Consider the following 20656-nt stretch of genomic DNA (forward strand, 5'->3'; position numbering starts at 1 on the left):
AGCCATGACGCACGGCAAGGCGCCCACCACCCCACGATCGACGCTCGTCATCACCGCGCACGCCGGGGACTTCGTCTGGCGGGCCGGAGGAGCCATCGCCCTGGCCGCCTCCCGAGGAGAGAAGGTGACCCTCGCGTGTCTCACCTACGGGGAGCGCGGTGAGTCCGCCCAAGCTTGGCGCGAGGGCAGGAAGTTGGCGGAGATCAAGGAGATACGCCGTACCGAGGCCGAGGCGGCGGCCGCGGTGCTCGGTGCCGAGGTCCGCTTCCTCGACGCCGGCGACTACCCCCTGCCGGTGACCCAGGACCTGACCGACCGTCTCGTACGGATCTATCGCGACACCCGGCCCGACGTGGTGCTGACCCACCCCCGGGACGACCCCTACAACGGCGACCACCCGGCCGCCGCGCGGATGGCGCTGGACGCGCGCGTCCTGGCCCAGGCCATCGGGTACCCGTCCGACGGCGAGGTCATCGGCGCCCCTCCGGTGTTCTTCTTCGAGCCGCACCAGCCGGAGATGTGCGGCTTCAGGCCGGAGGTCCTCCTCGACATCACCCCGGTGTGGGAGACCAAGCGCGCGGCCATGGAGTGCCTGGCCACCCAACAGCACCTGTGGGAGTACTACACCGACCTGGGGAAGCGACGCGGCGTACAGCTCAGGCGCAACGCGGGTCCCAACCTCGGCCTGCCCCACACCACCTACGGCGAGGCCTACATGCGCCCCTACCCACAGGTCACGGAGGAACTGGCGTGAGCGGTCTGATCATCACCAATCCGCCGCGCGCGCACGCCGAGGACGTCGAGGCGCTCGCCGGCCACGGCGTGGCCACGGTGCACGAGGGCATGGGCCGCCGCGGCAGCCTCGGCCCCGGCTTCCGGCCCATCCAGCAGGACGTACGCGTCGCGGGCAACGCGGTCACCGCACTGTGCCGGCCCGGCGACAACCTCATGATCCACGCGGCCGTCGAGCAGTGCGCGCCGGGCGACATCCTCGTCGTCGCCACCACCTCGCCCTCCACCGACGGCATGTTCGGCGACCTGTTCGCCACCGCGCTCCAGCACCGCGGGGTGCGCGGCCTGGTCATCGACGCCGGGGTACGCGACACGGCCGGCCTGCGCGCCATGGGCTTCCCCGTGTGGTCGACCGCGGTGTGCGCCCGTGGCACGGTCAAGGCCACGGCCGGCTCGGTGAACGTACCCGTCGTGCTGGGCGGCCAGATCGTCCGGCCGGGGGACGTCGTCGTCGCCGACGACGACGGCGTGGTGTGCGTGCCCCGCGAGCAGGCAGGCGCGGCCGTCAGAGCGGCCGAGGCGCGCGCCGCCAAGGAGGACGCCACCCGAACCGCCTTCACCGGGGGCCAGTTGAGCCTGGACCGCTACGGTCTGCGTGAGACCCTCGCGCAACTGGGCGTGCGGTACCGGTCCTACGAGGAGTGCGCCCCCGACGTCCGCGACGGAACCGGGTCATGAGCGCGGGCGAGGAGGTGCGCTGCATGCTCATGCGCGGAGGCACCTCGAAGGGCGCCTACTTCCTGGCCGACGATCTCCCGCCCGTTCCCGGCGCACGCGACGATCTGCTGTTGCGGGTCATGGGCAGCCCCGACCCGCGCCAGACCGACGGCCTCGGCGGAGCGCACCCGCTGACCAGCAAGGTGGCCGTGATCTCCGCGTCGGCCGGCCCCGAAACGGACGTCGACTACCTGTTCCTCCAGGTCGGCGTCGACCGGCCCGAGGTCTCCGACCGGCAGAACTGCGGCAACCTGCTCGCCGGGGTCGGCCCGTTCGCCGTCGAACGCGGACTGGTCCGGGCCGGGGAGGAGCGGACCTCCGTACGGATCCGCATGGTCAACTCCGGGGACCTCGCCGTCGCCGCCTTCGCCACACCCGGCGGGCGCGTCGACTACACCGGTACGGCCGAGATCTCCGGCGTGCCGGGCACCGCCGCCCCGGTGATGGTCGAGTTCCCGCCGGGACCCCGTCCGCTGCTGCCCACCGGGCGCGTCCGCGACACCGCGGCCGGCACTCCGGTGACCTGCGTCGACAACGGGATGCCGACCGTACTGATCGCCGCGGCCGCCCTGCGCGTCACCGGATACGAGGAACCCGGGGAGCTGGAGGTGGACCACGCGCTCGCCGGGCGACTGCGGGCGATCCGGCTCGAGGCCGGGAAGCTGATGGGCCTCGGTGACGTGGAAGCGGCCACCGTTCCCAAACTCAGCCTGCTCGCCCCGCCGTTGCACGGGGGCGCGGTCATGACCCGTACCTTCATCCCGGTGCGCTGCCACCCCTCGATCGGCGTGCTGGGCGCCGCCGGCGTCGCCGCGGGCCTGCGCGTCGGGGGCGGGGTGGGCGAGGGCATCGCCCGGCTGCCCGCCCACGGGGACCTGCTGCGTATCGAGCACCCCACGGGATTCCTCGACATCGAGGCCGCCCTCGACCACCGCGCCGCCGGCGCCACCCCGGTGGCCCGGCGCACCGTCGTAGTCCGCACCGCACGAAAGATCTTCGACGGCACGGTCTTCGCCCGGCCGGCCGCAGCCGCAGCCCACCTGTGAGGAGGCCTGGATGGCCCCGCCCCTTGGCGACATCGCCCACCTCGGGCACGTCGAACTGCTCACCCCGGACCTGGACGGAAGTCTGCGGTTCTTCACCGACTACCTGGGCCTGACGGTCAACGGCAGGCACGGCGACTCGGTCTACCTGCGGACCTGGGACGACTACGAGCACCACAGCCTGGTCCTCACCGCGCACGAGACCTCGGGCCTGCGCCGCACCGCGCTGCGTGCCTCCAGCGAGGAGGCCCTGCGGCGCAGGGTCGGGGAGTTGGAGACGGCGGGCCACGCGGGCCGCTGGACCGAGGACGAGCCGGGCCTCGGCCCGCTGTACGTCACCAGCGACCCCGACGGCCACGAGGTCGCCCTGTACTGGGAGTCGGAGTGGTACCGGGCCCCGGACGGGCTCAGGCCGGGCCTGAAGAACCAGCCCCAGGCCAAGCCAGGCCACGGCGTGGGCGTACGTCGTCTGGACCACGTCAACTACCTCGCGGCCGACGTCGCCGCCAACGCCGACTTCCACCACCGCCTGCTCGGCGCCCGGCCGACCGAGCAGATCCGCCTCGACACCGGCCGGATCGCCGCGAAGTGGCTGACGTTCACGGACAAGTCGTACGACGTCGTCTACACGGAGGACCGGACGGGCTCGCGCGGGCGGCTGCACCACATCGCGTTCGCGACCGACACCCGTGAGGACATCCTGCGCGCCGCGGACCTCGCCCTCGACACCGGCGTGTTCATCGAGACGGGCCCGCACAAGCACGCCATCCAGCAGACGTTCTTCCTGTACGTCTACGAGCCGGGCGGCAACCGCGTCGAACTCTGCAACCCGCTCACCCGGCTCGTCCTGGCCCCCGACTGGCCGCTGATCACCTGGACCGAGGCCGAGCGGGCCAAGGGCCAGGCATGGGGCCTGAAGACCATCGAGTCCTTCCACACCCACGGCACACCACCTCTCGACCAGGCCCAGGACACCTGACACAGGCGGGACGAGCACGCGGGACGGCGGCCCCTGCACCGCTGACGGTGGCGGGACCGCCGCACGATCGGTTCCGGAACCGGGTTGACCCTCGACCTTGTGCAGGGTCCAGAGTGCTGGGTGTGGAGAACGACATGCGCAGCATTGGCGAGATGGCCCGCGACAGCGGCCTGGGTGTGAGCGCCCTGCGGTTCTACGACCGTGCCGGAGTGCTGGTCCCGGCCTGGGTGGATCCGGTGAGCGGCTACCGCTGGTACGAACCCGAGCAGCTCGAAGAGGCCCGGCTGCTGGCCCGCTTGCGCCGGTCAGGGATGCCGCTGGCGGACATCCGGCTGGTGCTGGCCAGCTGGTCCGGCGCGGACACCGATCTGGTCCGGAAACTGCTGAAGGCGCACCTGCGCCGCCTCGAGCAGGGACTGTCCGATGCCCGCAGCGAGTTCTCCGCGCTCCGAGCCCTACTCGATCACAGGGAGAATGTCATGACTTCGCTCCGCATCGCCACCGTCCGGCTGTCCATCACCGCGCCCCGACTGGCAGCCGCGGTGGACGCGGTTCGTTTCGCGGCGAGCACCGACCCGGAGCTGCCGATGCTCGGCGGGGTCCTGTTCGACATCGAGGGTGAGAGCCTTCACGTCGTGACCACCGACCGGTACCGAATGGCCGTCGCGCAGGTCGGTATCGCCGGGCACGACGGGAGCCGAGTGCAGGTCATCGTGCCCACCCCGCTCGCCGACGCGATGCGGGCGCTATTGGACGGCGAGGGACCCGTGCGGCTCTCCGTCGACGGTGACCGCGTGGCACTGGAGGCTGGGGGCACGCAGGCAGCCGGTCAGTGCCTCGACCACGACTTCCCCGACTACCGTCGTCTCCTCCCGCAGGTCGCAGGGCGCCGCGCCGTCGTCGAGGTGGCGGCTTTCCGGAAGGCTCTGGAGACCGGTCCGGTCCGGTCCGGAGAAACCGGAGCGTACGACCTCAGCATGCTCAGGGTGGAGGATGGCGGCACCGTGACCCTCTGCGCTGAGGGTGTCGAGGACCCGAACCGCGTCGCCGTCAACCGTGAGTTCCTGCTGGACGCGCTGACCGCCGGGGCCAGGGACCGACTGATTTTGGAGCTCGGCACCTCCACGACGCCGATCGCTATCCGCCGGCCCGACGACGAGGGCACCTTCTCGATCCTGATGCCGGTCCGCCTGGAGGACTGACGGTACGTTCACCCTGATCCGGCCCGCCCAGACCAGTCGGATGCAGCCGGATCAGGGTGCTGGGGAACCCATGGACGGAGACGGATGCCCCATCGTCGATCGAACGAACGGACCACACCATGGTGCCCGGCGCCCAGGGAATCTGTCACGGCTGCTGGGCCTCGGGCCGTGACGCCGCCGGCACGAGGCACCGGCCGCCGGCACGAGGCGCCAGGGACATCGGCCGACGAGACGTCGCTGCCGAGATCGCCATCCGTCAGCTTTACGACACCACGCTTTGAAGGCCAGGGATCAGCGTGCCGCCCACGCCTCCACCGCGGTCGTCACCGGCGCTCCCGTACGCGCCGACTCTTCGATGGCCAACGCCAGCAGATGATCCTGGCAGCCCTCGGCCAGCGGATACGGTTCGGGGCCGGCGTCCCGGACCCATGCCCCCGTACGGCACAGCAGGTCCACCACGGCGAGGTCGTCCTCGGACAGACTCGCGCCCAGATAGTCGTTGCGCCACACCACCCGTCCGTCGAACGAGATGTGGTGCACCTCCGCTCCTTCGAGATTGAGATCCGTCCCGGTCCGGCGGCGCATCAGCGGGGACTCCACGGGTGTGCGCGGACCGGCCATCCGTACCACCGTGTCGTCCACCATCTCGCCGAGCGAGCCGCGTACCACGATCCGTCGGGCGCGCAGCGGATTCCACCACTGGTTGTCCGTGAAGTCGTACAGGCCCGTGCGGGCCCCGCCGAAGTCCAGGAGAGCGAGGGTGTTGACGGCGTCCTTGGGCGTGAGATCGTCCGACCAGCCGGCGGGGGACAGCGGATCGGCGAGCGGGGCGGTGAAGGCCCGAGCCGTCACGGTGACGGGCCCGCCGGCGACACCCAGCGTGTGCCGGATCAGCGACATCGCGTGATACATGTGCGTCGAGGACACCTGGACGGACGTGACCTTGCCGATCACGCCCTCGCGTACGAGGGCCATGCGAGCGGCGTGGCCGGGCATCAGGGGGTACTGTTCCGCGACCTGGACGAGTCCGCCGCCCCCGGCGCGTTTCGCGCCTCCCACGGCATCCCACAAGTCCCGAAGGCCGCGTACGTCGGGCGCCGGCGGAGTCTCGGCGAGGACCGGCACCTCACGCTCGACCAGTTCCTGTACGACCTGCGGCGTGATCTCCCACGGGACCGACGGGATCACGAACTCCGGTTCAGCGGCGCACAGTTCGCTGACGGTTCGGAAGGCCGGTACACCCCACTCCGCCTTCAGCTGGGCGACGCGTTCGGCCGAACGCGTCACGACGCCCGCCACCGCCAGCCGCTCGGGCAGTGCCCTCGCCAGCCGGACGAAAAATTCGGCCCGCCACCCGCTGCCCACGATGCCGAACCGTATGGGTCCTGTCCTCAAGTGTCCGTTCCTCCCCGCGTCCTCGCCCCGAGTCTAAGGGCTGCCCCGTAATCCCCGGCGGGCGCACGACGACAGCTACGGCACCCGCGGGCGTGTCCCGGGAGGGCACCCGGCCGGCCATGTCCGGTGAGTCCCACGGGGCCGACCCTGGCCCGCAGGTCGAGGGGATCGGCGCGAGGGAGTGACGGCGGGGCGCGACGTGTTCCCGCCCCGCCCCGCCGCCCGGCCGTGGCCGGTCAGTCCTTGAGCTGGTCGATCTGGCGGATCTTGTTGGTGGCGTCCAGGGCGGCGACCTTGTAGGACTCCGCGAGCGTCGGATAGTTGAACACCGCGTCGACCAGGTAGTCGACCGTGCCGCCGCATCCCATCACCGACTGGCCGATGTGGATCAGCTCGGTGGCCCCGGTGCCGAAGCAGTGCACACCGAGCAGTTTCCGGTCGTCCGGGGAGACCAGCAGTTTGAGCATGCCGTGCGAGTCGCCGATGATCTGGCCCCGGGCCAGTTCGCGGTAGCGGGAGATACCGACCTCGAAGGGCACGCAGTCCTCGGTGAGCTGGTCCTCGGTGCGCCCGATGAAACTGATCTCCGGAATGGTGTAGATGCCGATCGGCTGGAGGTCGTGCATCGGGTGCACCGGTTCGCCGAAGGCGTGGTACGCCGCCGTGCGGCCCTGCTCCATCGAGGTCGCGGCCAGGGCCGGGAAGCCGATGACGTCGCCGACGGCGTAGATGTGCGGCACCTCGGTGCGGTAGTTCTCGTCGACCTTGATCCGGCCGCGCGGGTCGGCGGACAGGCCCGCCTTGTCCAGCTCGAGTTCGTCGGTGAGGCCCTGCCGGCCGGCGGAGTACATCACGGTGTCCGCGGGGATCTTCTTGCCGCTCTCCAGGACGGTGAGCGTGCCCCGCGGATGGCGTTCGACCGCGGCGACCGTCTCCCCGAAACGGAAGGTGACGGCCAGGTCCCGCAGGTGGTACTTCAGCGACTCGATGACCTCGACGTCGCAGAAGTCGAGCATCGAGGACCGCTTCTCGACCACCGTGATCTTGCTGCCGAGGGCGGCGAACATGGAGGCGTACTCCATGCCGATCACACCGGCCCCGACGATGACCATGGAGCGCGGCACCCGCTCCAGGTTGAGGACGTTGTCCGAGTCCATGATCGTGCGCCCGTCGAACTCGACGGCCGCGGGCCGGGCCGGCCGGGTGCCGGTGGCGATCACGATGTGCTCGGCGGTCAACAGCTGTTCGTTGCCGTTCGCCTCGGTCACGGCGACGGTGTGGTCGTCCACGAAGCGGCCGGTGCCGGCGAAGAGGGAGACGTGGTTGCGGGAGAGCTGATTGCGGATGACGTCGACCTCGCGGCTGACCACGTGCTGGGTGCGCGCGGTCAGGTCGGCGACGGTGATGTCCTCCTTGAGCCGGTAGCTCTGGCCGTACATGTCGCGCTGGGTGAGACCGGTGAGGTAGAGGACCGCCTCGCGCAGGGTCTTGGAGGGGATGGTCCCGGTGTGGATGGACACCCCGCCGACCATGTCGGGCCGGTCGACGACGGCGACCCGGCGGCCGAGCTTGGCCGCGGCGATGGCGGCTTTCTGCCCACCGGGGCCGGATCCTATGACAAGCATGTCGAAGTCGCGCACTCTCCGAAGTCTGTCAGGCCGAAGTCCCTCCCCGGAAGGGTGAATGGGAAACGGACCACTTCGCCCGGGGAAAATTCCGGTGGTCACCGCACCTGACGCCGGAGACGGACGCATCGCACGCCGGGGGTCGGCGCACGGGAGGCCGGAATCCGGCGCACCTCGCTTCGGACGTCAGCGCACCAGACACGGACGCTTCCCGTCGAATTCCCACCCGGGGATCAGGAAGCGCATCCCGACGGCGTCGTCACGCGCCCCCAGAGCCTTCTCCCGGTAGAGGTCGTGGGCCGCGAGCAGCCGGTCCATGTCGATACGGACCCCGAGCCCGGGGGCGTCCGGGACGGCGACCTCCCCGTCGACGATGCGCGGTGGCTCGACGGTGAGCCGCTCCAGCCCCTCCTGCCAGATCCAGTGCGTGTCCAGGGCGTTGTAGGCGCCCGGCGCCGCGGCTCCGCAGTGGGTCACCATGGCGAGCGAGATGTCGAAGTGGTTGTTCGAGTGGCAGCCCCAGGTCAGTCCCGTCGCGTGGCACAGCTGGGCCACCCGCACAGAGCCCCGCATGGTCCAGAAGTGCGGGTCGGCCAGCGGGATGGAGACCGACTGCAGGGCCAGGGCGTGGGTCAGCTGCCGCCAGTCGGTGGCGATCATGTTGGTCGCCGTGGGCAGACCGGTGGCACGCCGGAACTCGGCCAGGATCTCCCGCCCCGAGTAGCCGTCCTCGGCCCCGCAGGGGTCCTCGGCGTAGGCGAGGGTGCCCACCAGGGGGGTGCACAGCTCGACCGCCTCGCGCAGCGACCACGCCCCGTTCGGGTCGAGGGTGATCCGCGCCTCGGGGAAGCGGTCCTTCAGGGCCCGTACGGCCTCGACCTCCTCGGCGCCCCGCAGGACACCGCCCTTGAGCTTGAAGTCCCGGAAGCCGTAGAGGTCGTACGCGGCCTCGGCCTGCCGGACGATCGCCCCGGGGGACAGGGCCTCCTCGTGGCGGATCCGGTACCAGTCCACGCCGGCGTCGGGTTCGCGGACGTACTCCAGGTCCGTGCGGTCGGGGTCACCGACGTAGAACAAGTAGCCGAGGACCCGTACGGAGTCACGCTGCTGCCCGTCGCCGAGCAGAGCCGCCACGGGTACGTCCAGGTGCTGCCCGAGGAGGTCGAGCAGCGCCGACTCGACGGCCGTGACGGCGTGGACGGTGGTCCGCAGGTCGAAGGTCTGGGCGCCGCGTCCGCCGGAGTCCCGGTCGGCGAACCGGGCCCCGATCTCCCGCAGGACGCGCTGGTAGTCACCCACCTTGGCCCCGACGACCAGCGGCCCGGCGTCCCGCAGGGTCCGGGTGATCTTCTCTCCGCCCGGGACCTCGCCGAGCCCCGTACGGCCCTCGGAGTCCGTCAGGACGACCACGTTGCGGGTGAAGTAGGGGCCGTGCGCACCCGAGAGGTTCAGCTCCATGGAGTCCCGTCCCGCGACCGGATAGACGGAGAACGCGGTGACGGTCGGCCGGCTGATGCCCATGGTCTTCGGATTCCTTGCGTACGGGGTGGGTTGGGGGAGGAGGTGCAGGATGACGGAGGCGGAGCGCCGGGGCGGTCAGACGGGTCGGGGCGCCGCTTCGGCCAGGAGCTGCCCGGCGTCGAGGATCTTCGCGAGAACGGCGAGGTCGTCGGGGCCCGGGTCGGTGAGCGGTGCCCGGACCGGACCGACGGGCAGTCCCCGCAGCCGGGCGGCGGCCTTGACCAGCGAGACGGCGTAGCCCGGCACCCGGTCGCGCAGCTCGACGAGCGGGACGTAGAACTCCCGCAGCAACACGGTCGTCCGCTCGTCGTCGTTGTCCCGCAGAGCGGTGAAGAAGGCGTTCGCGATGTCCGGCGCGAAGGCGTGGACCGCGGAGGAGTAGGCGGGCACACCCACGGTGGCGTAGGCGCGGGCCTGGATCTCGGCGGTCGAGGCGCCGTTGAAGAACAGGAAGCCGTCGGGCGCGGCGAGCGTGAGGCGCTGGAGCCGGTCGAGGTCGCTGTGGCCGTCCTTGAGGCCGATGACCGTGGGGATGTCCGCGATCCGGCGCAGGCTCCCGGCGTCGAAGGCGACCTGTCCGCGCTGGTAGGCGATGAGCGGCAGGGACGTCCCGGCGGCGATCCGGCGCAGCTGCTCCACCAGACCGTCCTGCGGGGCGGCGATCAGGTAGTGCGGCAGCACCAGCGCGGCGTCCGCGCCCTCCTCCTCCGCGATCCGGGCGAACCGCAGCGCCTGGGCCCAGCCGTAGCCGATTCCCGCGACCACCGGCAGCCGTCCGTCGGCGATCTCGACCGTGGCCGCGACGACCGCGCGGTACTCGTCCTCGTCCAGGGAGAAGAACTCGCCGGTTCCGCAGGCGGGGAAGACCGCGCCCGGCCGGGTCGCGAGCTGGGCGGTCAGATAGGCGCGGTACGAATCCGGATCGAGGCTCCCGTCGTCCCGGAAGCTCGTGAGGGGGAAGGACAGCACCCCGCCCGCCATGCCGTCCCGCAGCCGCCGCGCCACGTCCTCGGCCTCCGTGCTGAACCGTGCCATCATTCTCATCCTCATATGCAGATGACGTTTATGTATGCAGATGAAGGTTAGGTGGGTGAACCATCGCGGGTCAATGGGGCGGGGAGGCGGTTTTACGATGGGGCCCATGTCCGAGAGCAGAGGTGTCCGCGCCGTGAAGTCGGCGTCCCGCACGGTCGCCCTGCTGGAACTGCTCGCGGGGCGCGGCGACCGGCCTGCCCGCCTGGACGAACTCGCGGCGGAACTGGAGGTGCCGCGCAGCAGCATGTACCAGCTGCTGCAGACCCTCGTCGACTGCGGCTGGGTACGCTCCGACACCACCGGCTCCCTCTACGGCATCGGGATCCGCGCCCTGCTCACGGGTACCGGCTATCTCGACGGCGACGCGCATGTGCGGGCGGTGCGCCCCTGCCTCGACGAAGCCTCGGACACGCTCGGCGAGACGATCCACCTGGCGCGGCTCGACGGTTCGGACGTCGTGTACCTCGCGACCCGCGAGTCCCACGAGTACCCGCGCACTCTCAGCCGGGTCGGCCGCCGGGTCCCGGCCCACGCCGGCGCCCTCGGCAAGGCGCTGCTCGCCGAACGTCCCGACGAGGAACTCCCGCTCCCCGTAGGTCCGTTGGCCGCCCTGACGGAGAACACGCACACCGACCGGGCCGCCCTGCTCGCGGACCTCGCCCGGGTGCGCGAGCGCGGCCACTCCGTCGACCGCGAGGAGACGGTGCCCGGTATCGCGGGCTTCGGCTTCGCCCTGCGCTACGACACACCGGCTGTCGACGCCGTCAGCTGCTCGGTTCCCGTCACCCGGCTCACGGACGAGCACGAGGCCCGCATCGTCTCCGTCATGCGGGAACTGCGGACCAGGATCGAAACCCTCGCCGCTCCGGCACCGGGCACTCCCGACTGGCGCTGACCGGGGGAGCGCCGGCCCGGAGCCGACCGGGGCCGGTCCCCGGCCGGCCAGGGCTCTCCCGGACCGCGCCGCGCGGTCCGGCTGCCCGGACCCGTGCTCCGTGGTCGAGCGGCGCACCTCAGACCATGGCCTTGTCGAGGTAGCACCAGCGCCAGTCCTCGCCCGGCTCCAACGACCCGATGACGGGGTGACCGGCCGTGGCGGCGTGCGCCCGCGCGTGCTGGAGCGGCGAGGAGTCGCAGCACCCGACGTGCCCGCAGGTCAGGCACATCCGGAGATGCAGCCAGGTGGAGCCGATGTGCATGCACTCGTCGCAGCCGTCCGGGGTGCGCGGTGTCACGGAGCGGATGTACGACAGATGAGGGTCGGGCCGCGCGGTCGCCATGGCGAGCCTCCTTCCTCCGCCCTTCGCGCGGGGCGGTTCATCGGCGAACGGACAGGCTCTCCTCGACCCACTGCTTCAGAGCCGACGCGGGGGCCGCTCCGGTCTTCCGGGAGATGACCTCACCCTTGTCGAGCAGCAGCAGGGTCGGCACGGCCTGCACCTGGAACCGCTGGGCGAGCCGCGGACTCCGGTCGATGTCGACCTTGACCAGCTTGACCCGTCCGGCCAGTTGGCGGGCGACCTCCTCCAGCGCGGGGCTGACCATCCGGCACGGCCCGCACCAGGTGGCCCACAGGTCGACGAGGACGTACGGCCTCGCCTGCTCGGCGATCTCCGCGAAGTCCGCGTCACCGGCCTCGGTGATCCACGCCAGCGGGGCCTGACAGTTCCCGCAGCGCGGTGTACCCGCGGCCGCCGCCGGCACCCGGTTGCCACGGCCGCACCGGTCGCAGGTGACCGTCCCGGCCCGACTCGTGCCCACCGCGCTCACGCGGCCTTCCGGACGTCCGGCGCCGCCGGTTCGCCGTAGGTGACGACCAGTTCGCCGTTCTGCGCGTCGACCCGGATCGTCGATCCGTCCTGCACGTCACCGCGGATCAGCGCCCGGCCCACGAGCGTCTCGACCTCGTGCGAGATGTAGCGGCGCAGCGGACGTGCTCCGTACACGGGGTCGAAGCCCTGCCGGGCGATGAGTTCGAGCGCCGCCCGCGTGAGATCGACGGTGATCTGCCGTTCGGCCAGGCGCCTGCGCAGGTCGGTGAACTGGAGTTCCACGATGCGCTCGATCTGGGGCAGGCCCAGCGGCTTGAACAGCACGATGTCGTCGATCCGGTTGAGGAACTCGGGCCGGAAGTGGCTCTGCAGCTCGCCCAGTACCAGGGCGCGCGCCTCGGGCTTGATCTCGCCGTCGGCGGTCACCCCGTCCAGCAGGTGCGCCGATCCGATGTTGGACGTCATGATCACCACGGTGTTGCGGAAGTCGACCGTGCGGCCCTGCGAGTCGGTGATGCGGCCGTCGTCGAGGACCTGCAGCAAGGTGTTGAACACATCCGCGTGGGCCTTCTCCACCTCGTCGAACAGGACCACGGAGTACGGCTTGCGGCGCACCGCCTCGGTGAGCTGGCCGCCCTCCTCGTAACCGACGTAACCGGGAGGCGCTCCGACCAGCCTGCTGACGGTGTGCCGCTCCTGGTACTCGCTCATGTCCAGGCGGACGATGTTCTCCTCGGAGTCGAAGAGCGCCGCGGCGAGCGTCTTGGCGAGTTCGGTCTTCCCGACACCGGTGGGGCCGAGGAAGAGGAACGAGCCGATGGGCCGGCGCGGGTCACGGATGCCGGAGCGGGCCCGGATGATCGCGTCGGCGACCAGCTTGACCGCCTCGTCCTGGCCGATCACCCGCTCGGTGAGGATCTCGTCCAGGCGCAGCAGCTTCTCGCGCTCGCCCTCCTGCAGCCGGGTGACCGGGATGCCCGTCCAGGCCGCCACGATCTCCGCGATCTCGTCCTCCGTCACCACCTCGCGCAGCAACTGGTTGTCGCCCTGCTTGGAGTCGAGCCGCTCCTCCTCGGAGGCCAGCCGGCGTTCCAGCTCGGTGAGTCTGCCGTAGCGCAGTTCGGCGGCGCGGTCGAGGTCGTAGCTGCGTTCGGCCTCCTCGGCCTCCTGCCGTACCTGCTCCAGTTCCTGGCGCAGTTCCTGCACCCGGCGGATGGCCTGGCGTTCGGCGTCCCACTGGGCGTGCATCGCGTCGGACTCGGCGCGCAGGTCGGACAGTTCGCGGCGCAGTTCCTCCAGACGCTTGGCGCTGGCGGGGTCGCTCTCCTTGGCGAGCGCCGCGTCCTCGATCTCCAGCCGGGTCACCCGGCGGGTGATCTCGTCCAGTTCGGCGGGCATGGAGTCGATCTCGGTCCGCAGCCGTGCGCACGCCTCGTCGACCAGGTCGATGGCCTTGTCGGGCAGGAACCGGTCGGTGATGTAGCGGTGGCTGAGCGTGGCCGCCGCGACCAGCGCGGTGTCCTGGATCTTCACACCGTGGAACACCTCCAGCCGCTCGCGCAGCCCGCGCAGGATGGACACGGTGTCCTCGACACTCGGCTCGTCCACCACCACCTGCTGGAAGCGGCGTTCGAGTGCCGCGTCGGACTCGACGTACTTGCGGTACTCCTCCAGGGTCGTCGCACCGATCATGTGCAGTTCGCCGCGGGCCAGCATCGGCTTGAGCATGTTCCCGGCGTCCATGGCGCCCTCGGCACCACCGCCCGCGCCGACGACCGTGTGCAGTTCGTCGACGAACAGCAGGATGCGCCCCTCGGCCGCCTTGACCTCGCTCAGTACGGCCTGCAGCCGTTCCTCGAACTCGCCGCGGTACTTGGCGCCCGCCACCAGCGAACTCATGTCGAGCGAGAAGATCGTCCGGTCGCGCAGGCCGTCGGGCACGTCACCCCGAACGATGCGCTGCGCCAGACCTTCCACGATGGCCGTCTTGCCCACGCCCGGGTCGCCGATGAGCACCGGGTTGTTCTTGGTCTTGCGGCTCAGGATCTGGATCACCCGGCGGATCTCCGCGTCCCGGCCGATCACCGGGTCCATCCTGCCGCCGCGGGCCTCGGCCACCAGATCACGGCCGTACTTCTCCAGGGCCTCGTACGACGCCTCGGGGGTCGCCGAGGTGACGCGCTGGTTGCCGCGGATCCGGGTCAGCGCGGCCAGGAACGCGTCCTCGGTGACGCCGAACTTCTTGAGCAGGCGTCCGGCGGCGGTCTGGGAACCCTCCTCCGCCAGCGCCAGCAGGAGGTGCTCGACCGACACGTACTCGTCCTTGAGCCGCTTGGCCTCCTGCTCGGCCGAGTCCAGCACCCGGGCCAGCCGCTGGGTGACGTACACCTGACCGGGCGTGGCACCGGGCCCGGTGACCTTCGGCCTGCGTGCCAGTTCGTCCGAGAGGGCGGAGCGCAGAGCCTGGGTGTCGGCACCGGTCTGGTCGACCAGGCGCGCGATCAGACCGTCCGGCTGGTCGAGGAGGGCGAGCAGCAGATGCTCGCCGTCGACCTCGGTCTGGTTGAGCCGGCCGGCGATCGTCTGTGCTTCCTGCACCGCCTGCTGTGACTTCTGGGTGAGCCGGTTCATATCCACGATTCATCACTCCTGGAGCCGGCGTTGCTGCGCCTCAGCGCGTCCTCCAGCTCACTGATCCGGTCGAGCAGATCGACCACCAGACCCAGGGAGGCGTAGTTGAGGGGGAGCGCGGCCCGTAGACGTTGGATGCGGGCGAGGGCGACGGGTGCGGACGGGTCGAACCACAGCCGCCCCGTCGCGTCCCGGGCGGCGTCGACGAGGCCGAGGGCGACGAACCGCCGTACGAGATCCGGGTGGATACCGGAGCGGAGGGCGACGGCGTCGAGACCGAGCCTCAGGGGCGGACCGAGGGGGGCGGCGCGTACCCGGACGGTGAGGACCGGCGAGGCGGCCGGTGTGGCGGTGCGGCGGCTCGCGCCGCCGGGACGGGGGCGGTGGTCATCGGGGCCTCCTCGGGTCGAAGGTGGACGCGGCGGCCAGCTCCTCGAAGAGCTCGCGTTCGCGGGCGGTGAGCTCGGGCGGCACCATGATGCGGATCTCCGCGTAGAGGTCACCGTCCTGGCCGCGCGGGTTGGGCATGCCCTCGCCGCGCAGCCGGAGTAAGCGGCCGCTGGAGGAGTTCGCGGGGACGGTGACCTTGGCCGTGCCGCCGGGGGTCGGCACCGGCACCGTCGCGCCGAGCGCCGCCTCCCACGGCGTCACCGGGGCGACCACGTGGATGTCCCGCCCCTCCAGCCGGAAGCGTCCGTCGGGCTTGATGCGCACCCGGAGATACAGGTCCCCCGGCGGGGCGTCGCCGCTGCCGTGGCCGCCCTCGCCGGCCAGCCGGATGCGCTGGCCGTCCACCACACCGCGCGGGACGGTGACGTCGTAGCTGCGCTGTCCGTTCGGGCCGCCCAGCGTGATGCTGCGCCGGCCGCCCCGGTACGCCTCCTCGACGCCGAGCTGGATCTCGGCCTCCTGGTCGGCGCCGGGCACTGCCCCAGCCGCCGCCTCCGCCGCCCCGTCCGAACATCCCGCCGAACAGGTCCTCGAAGTCGACGCCCGAGCCGTCGAAGCTTAAGCGCCGTCGGCGCTCCGGAAGCGGACCCCGCCGCCCCCGCCGCCGCCCGCCCACCCGGCCCGGCCGCCGTGGGCGCCCGCCGCCGCGGCCACCCGCTCGTCGTAGTCCTCCGGGATCTGCCGGAAGTCGTCGCCGAAGCGGTCGTAGCGCTGCCGGGTCTTGGGGTCGGAGAGCACGCTGTAGGCGTCGTTGAGCTCCTTGAAGCGCTCCTCGGCCCCCGGATCCTTGTTGACGTCGGGGTGGTGCTTGCGCGCCAGCGTGCGGAAGGCCTGCTGGATCTCCTCGGCACTCGCGGTGCGCGGCACCCCGAGGACCTCGTAGTAGTCGCGTGCCATGAGGCGTCACTCCTGCCGCTTGCTGACCATGACGAACGCGGGCCGCAACTGGTTGCCGTCCGCCCCATAGCCCGGACTCACCACCTGGGCCACGGTGTTCGGCTCGGCGCCGGGGTCGTCGACGACCCCGACGACCTCGTGTCTGGTCGGGTCGAAGGGCACCCCGGTCTCTTCGTGGCGCGGGTATCCGAGGCCGCGCAGCACCTCGACCGCCTGGTCGCGCACGGTCTCGATGCCTTTCAGTACGGCGGAGGGGTCGGCGTCGGCGTGCGCCAGGGCCCGTTCCAGGTTGTCGAGGACCGGCAGCCAGGCCGCCGCGGTCCGGGCGCGTTCCTCACCGCGCACCCGTTCCAGTTCCTTCGCGTGGCGCTTGCGCAGGTTGTCCAGGTCGGCGAGCGCGCGGCGCCAGCGGTCCCGGAGTTCGTCCAGCTCCGCGGCCTGGTCCGCCGACTCCGGCCGCGCCGGGGCGGCCGGGTCCGCGGGGAAAGCGGCGTCGTCGGTGCGCTGTTCGCCTTCAGGGGGCGTCACAGGCTCCTGTCCGGTGGCCATGGCCCGCACCTCAGTTCTTGTCGAATTCGGCGTCTATCACGTCGTCGGAACCCGTCGGGGCACTCGTGGCGTCCTGCGCGCCGGGCGCGGCCCCCGCGGCCTGGCCCGCGCCCGCCTGATGGGCGGCGAGGGAGGCCAGCACCTGCTGCAGCTCGGAGGTCAGCGGCCGGACCTTCTCCGGCGGCGCGTCTTGCTGGACGGCCTCGCGGGCGTCCGAGACGAGCATGTCCGCGCGGGCCCGCTCGTGTTCCGGCGCGGCCTCGCCCAGTTCGCCGAGGCGGCGCTCGACCTGGTAGGCGACGGCGTCCAGTTCGTTGCGCGCGTCGACGGCGTCGCGCAGTGCCTGGTCCTCGCCGCGGTGCTGTTCGGCCTCCTGGACCATCCGTTCGACCTCGCCCTGGTCGAGGTTGGACCCCTCACTGATGGTGATGCTCTGTTCCTTGCTGGTGTCCTTGTCCCGCGCGGTCACGTTCAGGATGCCGTTGGCGTCGATGTCGAAGGTGACCTCCACCTGCGGCTCGCCGCGCGGTGCCGGGCGGATGTCCTTGAGCTGGAAGCGGCCCAGGACCCGGTTGTCCGCGGCGAGTTCGCGCTCGCCCTGCAGCACGACGACATCGACGGCCTCCTGGTTGTCCTCCGCCGTGGAGAAGGTCTCGGAGCGGCGCACCGGGATCGTGGTGTTCCGCTCGATGAGCTTGGTCATGACCCCGCCACGGGTCTCCACACCCAGCGACAGCGGCGTGACGTCGAGCAGCAGGACGTCCTTGACCTCGCCCTTGAGCACGCCGGCCTGGATCGCCGCGCCCAGTGCCACGACCTCGTCGGGGTTCACGCTCATGTTCGGGTCCTTGCCGCCGGTCAGCCGGCGGACCAGGTTCTGTACGGCCGGGATACGCGTCGAGCCGCCCACGAGAATGACCTCGTCGATGTCGTTCTCGCTGACCTTGGCGTCGGTCATCGCCTGCTTGACCGGCTCCAGGGTCCGCTCCACCAGGTCGGCGGTGATCTGATCGAACTTGGACCTCATGATCGTCTCGGTCAGGTGCTTGGGCCCGGAGGCGTCCGCGGTGATGAACGGCAGGCTGACCTGCGTCTGGGTGACCGAACTCAGCTCGGTCTTGGCCTTCTCCGCGGCTTCGAACAGCCGCTGCAGGGCCTGCGGATCCTTGCGCAGGTCGATGCCGTTCTCCTGCTGGAAGGTGTCGGCGAGCAGGTCGACGATCCGACGGTCGAAGTCGTCGCCGCCCAGGTGGCTGTCCCCCGCGGTCGACCGCACCTCCACCACGCCGTCGCCGACGTCCAGAATGCTCACGTCGAAGGTGCCGCCGCCCAGGTCGAAGACGAGCACGGTCTCGTGCTGCTTCTTCTCCATCCCGTACGCCAGCGCCGCCGCCGTCGGCTCGTTGATGATCCGCAGCACCTCGAGGCCCGCGATGCGGCCGGCGTCCTTGGTCGCCTGGCGCTGCGCGTCGTTGAAGTACGCCGGCACGGTGATGACCGCTTCGGTGACCCGCTCGCCCAGCTGCTTGCCCGCGTCGTCGGCGAGCTTGCGCAGCACCTGCGCGCTGATCTCCTCGGGCGAGTACAGCTTGTCGCGCACCTTGAAGCGGGCGACCCCGCCCTCGCCCTCGACGACGTCGTACGCCACCGCCTTGGCCTCGGCGGACACCTCGTCGTAGTGCCGGCCGATGAAGCGCTTGGCCGAGTAGATGGTGCCCTTGGGATTGAGGATCGCCTGGCGCCTGGCGAGCTGGCCCACCAGACGTTCGCCCCCTTCGGCGAAGGCGACGATGGAGGGCGTCGTACGCGAGCCCTCGGCGTTCGGTATGACAGTGGGTTCACCGCCCTCCCACACGGCGATCACCGAGTTGGTGGTGCCCAGATCGATTCCGACTGCCTTGCCCATGAGGAACTCCTTCGCCTGCCGCCCCGGCGTGCGCCCCTGTCCGGGGACGGCGGTCGTGTTCAGGTCGGGTCCGTGCGTCGGCGGGCGCACGCCCGTCGGGCGCCCGAAGCGCCCCCGCGTCGTGGCTCGCGTCCCTGCCAGACTGTTACGGGGCGCGGAGTGACGCCTGCGCCCGACGGGGTGAAATTCGGCCCCCGGCCTCGACCTGGCAGGACAGGGCACGCCTCCCCCTACGACAGGCGGCCGAAAGGCGCAAAAGCTACTATTGCGGCATGCCTGGCATGGCTGAGGACGCCTCCGGTGCGGGGCACCAGGGCATCGGACCGCGCGGCTCTCCCAGCCAGGTGCCCACCACCGCCCCGGCCTCCTGGGGCCGTAAACAGCTGGCGAGCCTGTACGACGTGTTCGTGCTGACCGTGACGATGCTCGACGCCCCGGGGGCACAGGAGATCCTGCGCCTGGCCATGGACGCGGTGCCGCGCCTCACCGGCTGCCGGCCCGAGGGCTGCTACCTGCTCCGGGACGGGCGCTTCGAACTCGACACCCCACCGAGCGCACCCTCCCTCGACGGCCGGGCCCCGAAGGAGCTGCCCGCGGCGATCCGACAGCTGAGCGCGCTGGACGGGCAGGACGGCGCCCTCGGGTTCCGGGAGGGCGGCTGGGGGTGGGCGGCGGGCCTGCGCAGTTCCCGCGGACTCCTCGGCTACCTCGTCGTCAGCGCCCCCGAGCCGCCGTCCGACGACGAGCGCTTCCTCCTGTACGCCCTCGCACGGCCGACCGCCGCCGCCCTCTCCAACGCCGACGCCCGCAGCCGTGACCGGGAGTACGCCCGGCAGCTGTTCCGGGCGATCGAGGAGCGGGACGCGGTCAACGAACGGCTGACCACGCTGGTCGCGGAGCTGGAGGCGCAGCACACCGTGCACGACGTCCTTTTCCGCGCCCACGACGGCGACCCGGGAGAGGACGGTATCGCCGCCGCCGTGTACGAGCTGACCGGCCTCGCCACCTGCATCGAGGACCGCTTCGGCAACCCGCTCGCCCGGGCGGGACCCGGCGTGGACGGAGCCCATGAGAAGCCCGATCCGACGCTGCGCGAACAACTCCTGCACCGCGCGATGCGGACCCCGGACCCGGTCCGGCACGAGGGCCGTCTGATCGGAGTGGCCCGTCACCACGGTGAGATCCTCGGCACGATCGAACTCATCGACCCGGGGGGCGTGGCCGGTGACACCGAGGCGTTCGCGCTCGGCCACGCGTGCACCGCGCTGGCCCTGGAGCTCGCCCACCGCCGCAGCCTGGCGGAGACCGAACTGCGCATGAGCCGGGATCTCGTGGAGGACCTGCTCACCGGAGCCGACGAGGGCGGCGCGTACGCCCGCGCCGAGGCCGTCGGCCACGATCTGCACGGACCGCACCATGTCGTGGTCGCCCAGTGGCAGGCCACGGCCGCCGACGACCGGTTCCTGGACGCCGTCGACCGCGCCGCGCGGGGACTGGGGCTGCGGTCGCTGCTCGCCCGGCGCTCGGACATGGCGGTACTGATCGTCCAGGGAGGGCCGCGCGACCCCGGACTGTACGGCGCCGTCGCCGGCGAAGTGGGCTCGTGGGGCGGCGCGGTGGGCATCGGAAGCCTGTGCGAGACGACGGGCGGCCTTCCCCACTCCTACGAACAGGCCGTCAGCGCGCTGCACGTACGCCGGCAGTCACAACCCCCGTACGGCACCGCGGTCTACGAGGAGCTCGGCCTCTACCGCATCCTGGCCAGGGGAAACGACGCACGGGACGTCACCTTCTTCGTCCGCGAGTGGCTCGGCCCGCTGCTCGACTACGACGCCACCCACGGCACGGACCTGGTGCACACCCTCACCCGGTACTTCGACCACGGCGGCAACTACGACGAGACGGCGCGGGCCCTCGCCGTCCACCGCAGCACGCTGCGGTACCGGTTGCAGCGCATCCGGGAGGTCGGCGGACGGCGACTTGACGACGTGGACAGCCGCTTCAACCTCCAAGTGGCCACGCGGATCTGGAAGGTGAGCGGTCCGGCGGCCGAGGGGAACGCGCACTCCGACCCGCTACCCGGCGGGTGAGCCCGGTGACGGGCGGTACGAACGGGGTGTGAACGCGTCACAACCCCCGCGC

Annotated in this window: 19 protein-coding genes; 7 read left to right on the forward strand and 12 right to left on the reverse strand. The window is 71.4% G+C overall.

Going from position 1 to position 20656, the window contains the following annotated elements:
• The first annotated feature begins 4 nt into the window (after positions 1 to 4).
• The 5 genes from HEP85_RS41800 to HEP85_RS41820 all read left to right on the forward strand — a co-directional run bounded on the left by HEP85_RS41800 (position 5) and on the right by HEP85_RS41820 (position 4733).
• Positions 5 to 754 carry a PIG-L deacetylase family protein gene (locus HEP85_RS41800; protein WP_168532573.1) on the forward strand — a complete coding sequence of 250 codons (750 nt, stop codon included), beginning with the start codon at positions 5 to 7 and terminating at the stop codon, positions 752 to 754.
• Complete coding sequence (locus tag HEP85_RS41805) at positions 751 to 1470, forward strand: 4-carboxy-4-hydroxy-2-oxoadipate aldolase/oxaloacetate decarboxylase (RefSeq protein WP_168532575.1); 720 nt, start codon at positions 751 to 753, stop codon at positions 1468 to 1470. The genes HEP85_RS41800 and HEP85_RS41805 overlap by 4 nt, the downstream gene beginning before the upstream one ends.
• Entirely contained in the window at positions 1467 to 2555 is a 1089-nt protein-coding gene (locus HEP85_RS41810; RefSeq protein ID WP_168532577.1) for a 4-oxalomesaconate tautomerase, read from the forward strand. Before HEP85_RS41805 ends, HEP85_RS41810 begins: the two co-directional genes overlap by 4 nt.
• A 10-nt stretch (positions 2556 to 2565) precedes the next feature.
• Positions 2566 to 3531 (forward strand): catechol 2,3-dioxygenase, encoded by a 966-nt coding sequence (locus HEP85_RS41815; RefSeq protein WP_168532579.1) that lies wholly within the window; start codon positions 2566 to 2568, stop codon positions 3529 to 3531.
• A gap of 134 nt (positions 3532 to 3665) precedes the next feature.
• Complete coding sequence (locus tag HEP85_RS41820; RefSeq protein ID WP_168532581.1) at positions 3666 to 4733, forward strand: MerR family transcriptional regulator; 1068 nt, start codon at positions 3666 to 3668, stop codon at positions 4731 to 4733.
• Between the two features lie 291 nt (positions 4734 to 5024).
• Here HEP85_RS41820 and HEP85_RS41825 read toward each other — a convergent pair whose 3' ends face one another.
• The 4 genes from HEP85_RS41825 to HEP85_RS41840 form a co-directional block, all read right to left on the reverse strand.
• A complete protein-coding gene (locus tag HEP85_RS41825; RefSeq protein ID WP_168532583.1) occupies positions 5025 to 6128 on the reverse strand; it encodes a Gfo/Idh/MocA family protein in 1104 nt (367 codons plus the stop codon).
• A 236-nt stretch (positions 6129 to 6364) separates the two neighbouring features.
• Positions 6365 to 7768: a Si-specific NAD(P)(+) transhydrogenase gene (gene sthA / locus HEP85_RS41830; RefSeq protein WP_168532585.1), complete on the reverse strand. Its 1404-nt coding sequence runs from the start codon at positions 7766 to 7768 to the stop codon at positions 6365 to 6367.
• Positions 7769 to 7939: 171 nt separating this feature from the next.
• The gene (locus HEP85_RS41835) at positions 7940 to 9268 is read right to left on the reverse strand and encodes an enolase C-terminal domain-like protein (protein WP_168534612.1); all 1329 of its coding nucleotides are present in this window, start codon (positions 9266 to 9268) and stop codon (positions 7940 to 7942) included.
• A gap of 81 nt (positions 9269 to 9349) precedes the next feature.
• Entirely contained in the window at positions 9350 to 10309 is a 960-nt protein-coding gene (locus HEP85_RS41840; RefSeq protein ID WP_168532587.1) for a 5-dehydro-4-deoxyglucarate dehydratase, read from the reverse strand.
• A gap of 106 nt (positions 10310 to 10415) precedes the next feature.
• Here HEP85_RS41840 and HEP85_RS41845 point away from each other — a divergent pair, with 106 nt between their 5' ends.
• Positions 10416 to 11204 carry an IclR family transcriptional regulator gene (locus tag HEP85_RS41845; RefSeq protein ID WP_168532589.1) on the forward strand — a complete coding sequence of 263 codons (789 nt, stop codon included), beginning with the start codon at positions 10416 to 10418 and terminating at the stop codon, positions 11202 to 11204.
• Between the two features lie 118 nt (positions 11205 to 11322).
• Here HEP85_RS41845 and HEP85_RS41850 read toward each other — a convergent pair whose 3' ends face one another.
• The 8 genes from HEP85_RS41850 to dnaK form a co-directional block, all read right to left on the reverse strand.
• Positions 11323 to 11589: a UBP-type zinc finger domain-containing protein gene (locus tag HEP85_RS41850; RefSeq protein ID WP_168532591.1), complete on the reverse strand. Its 267-nt coding sequence runs from the start codon at positions 11587 to 11589 to the stop codon at positions 11323 to 11325.
• A 37-nt stretch (positions 11590 to 11626) separates the two neighbouring features.
• A complete protein-coding gene (gene trxA, locus HEP85_RS41855) occupies positions 11627 to 12070 on the reverse strand; it encodes a thioredoxin (protein ID WP_168534613.1) in 444 nt (147 codons plus the stop codon).
• Positions 12071 to 12075: 5 nt separating this feature from the next.
• Positions 12076 to 14718 (reverse strand): ATP-dependent chaperone ClpB, encoded by a 2643-nt coding sequence (gene clpB / locus HEP85_RS41860; RefSeq protein ID WP_329525048.1) that lies wholly within the window; start codon positions 14716 to 14718, stop codon positions 12076 to 12078.
• Positions 14709 to 14999 carry a chaperone modulator CbpM gene (locus HEP85_RS41865; RefSeq protein WP_369658165.1) on the reverse strand — a complete coding sequence of 97 codons (291 nt, stop codon included), beginning with the start codon at positions 14997 to 14999 and terminating at the stop codon, positions 14709 to 14711. Before HEP85_RS41865 ends, clpB begins: the two co-directional genes overlap by 10 nt.
• Positions 15000 to 15099: 100 nt before the next feature.
• A complete protein-coding gene (locus HEP85_RS41870; protein WP_369658072.1) occupies positions 15100 to 15639 on the reverse strand; it encodes a J domain-containing protein in 540 nt (179 codons plus the stop codon).
• Between the two features lie 81 nt (positions 15640 to 15720).
• Positions 15721 to 16059, reverse strand: a complete 339-nt coding sequence (locus HEP85_RS41875; protein WP_211118175.1) for a DnaJ domain-containing protein — start codon at positions 16057 to 16059, stop codon at positions 15721 to 15723.
• Between the two features lie 6 nt (positions 16060 to 16065).
• Positions 16066 to 16608, reverse strand: coding sequence for a nucleotide exchange factor GrpE (locus HEP85_RS41880; RefSeq protein WP_168532597.1), 543 nt, complete (start codon positions 16606 to 16608; stop codon positions 16066 to 16068).
• Between the two features lie 10 nt (positions 16609 to 16618).
• The gene (gene dnaK / locus HEP85_RS41885; RefSeq protein WP_168532599.1) at positions 16619 to 18514 is read right to left on the reverse strand and encodes a molecular chaperone DnaK; all 1896 of its coding nucleotides are present in this window, start codon (positions 18512 to 18514) and stop codon (positions 16619 to 16621) included.
• A 272-nt stretch (positions 18515 to 18786) separates the two neighbouring features.
• On the opposite strand from dnaK, the gene HEP85_RS41890 reads away from it, so the two are divergent.
• Positions 18787 to 20604 carry a CdaR family transcriptional regulator gene (locus HEP85_RS41890; protein ID WP_248002379.1) on the forward strand — a complete coding sequence of 606 codons (1818 nt, stop codon included), beginning with the start codon at positions 18787 to 18789 and terminating at the stop codon, positions 20602 to 20604.
• The last annotated feature ends 52 nt before the right edge of the window (positions 20605 to 20656 follow it).

It is taken from the genome of Streptomyces sp. RPA4-2, assembly GCF_012273515.2.
GTDB lineage: Bacteria > Actinomycetota > Actinomycetes > Streptomycetales > Streptomycetaceae > Streptomyces > Streptomyces kaempferi.

Excerpts from the sequence above, each read along its gene's own strand:
- dnaK (WP_168532599.1), bottom strand. The coding sequence starts at position 18,514 with ATGGGCAAGGCAGTCGGAATCGATCTGGGCACCACCAACTCGGTGATC.
- HEP85_RS41850 (WP_168532591.1), bottom strand. The coding sequence starts at position 11,589 with ATGGCGACCGCGCGGCCCGACCCTCATCTGTCGTACATCCGCTCCGTG.
- HEP85_RS41840 (WP_168532587.1), bottom strand. The coding sequence starts at position 10,309 with ATGGCACGGTTCAGCACGGAGGCCGAGGACGTGGCGCGGCGGCTGCGG.
- HEP85_RS41800 (WP_168532573.1), top strand. The coding sequence starts at position 5 with ATGACGCACGGCAAGGCGCCCACCACCCCACGATCGACGCTCGTCATC.
- HEP85_RS41820 (WP_168532581.1), top strand. The coding sequence starts at position 3,666 with ATGCGCAGCATTGGCGAGATGGCCCGCGACAGCGGCCTGGGTGTGAGC.
- HEP85_RS41810 (WP_168532577.1), top strand. The coding sequence starts at position 1,467 with ATGAGCGCGGGCGAGGAGGTGCGCTGCATGCTCATGCGCGGAGGCACC.
- HEP85_RS41875 (WP_211118175.1), bottom strand. The coding sequence starts at position 16,059 with ATGGCACGCGACTACTACGAGGTCCTCGGGGTGCCGCGCACCGCGAGT.
- HEP85_RS41880 (WP_168532597.1), bottom strand. The coding sequence starts at position 16,608 with ATGGCCACCGGACAGGAGCCTGTGACGCCCCCTGAAGGCGAACAGCGC.
- HEP85_RS41890 (WP_248002379.1), top strand. The coding sequence starts at position 18,787 with ATGCCTGGCATGGCTGAGGACGCCTCCGGTGCGGGGCACCAGGGCATC.
- HEP85_RS41845 (WP_168532589.1), top strand. The coding sequence starts at position 10,416 with ATGTCCGAGAGCAGAGGTGTCCGCGCCGTGAAGTCGGCGTCCCGCACG.
- HEP85_RS41815 (WP_168532579.1), top strand. The coding sequence starts at position 2,566 with ATGGCCCCGCCCCTTGGCGACATCGCCCACCTCGGGCACGTCGAACTG.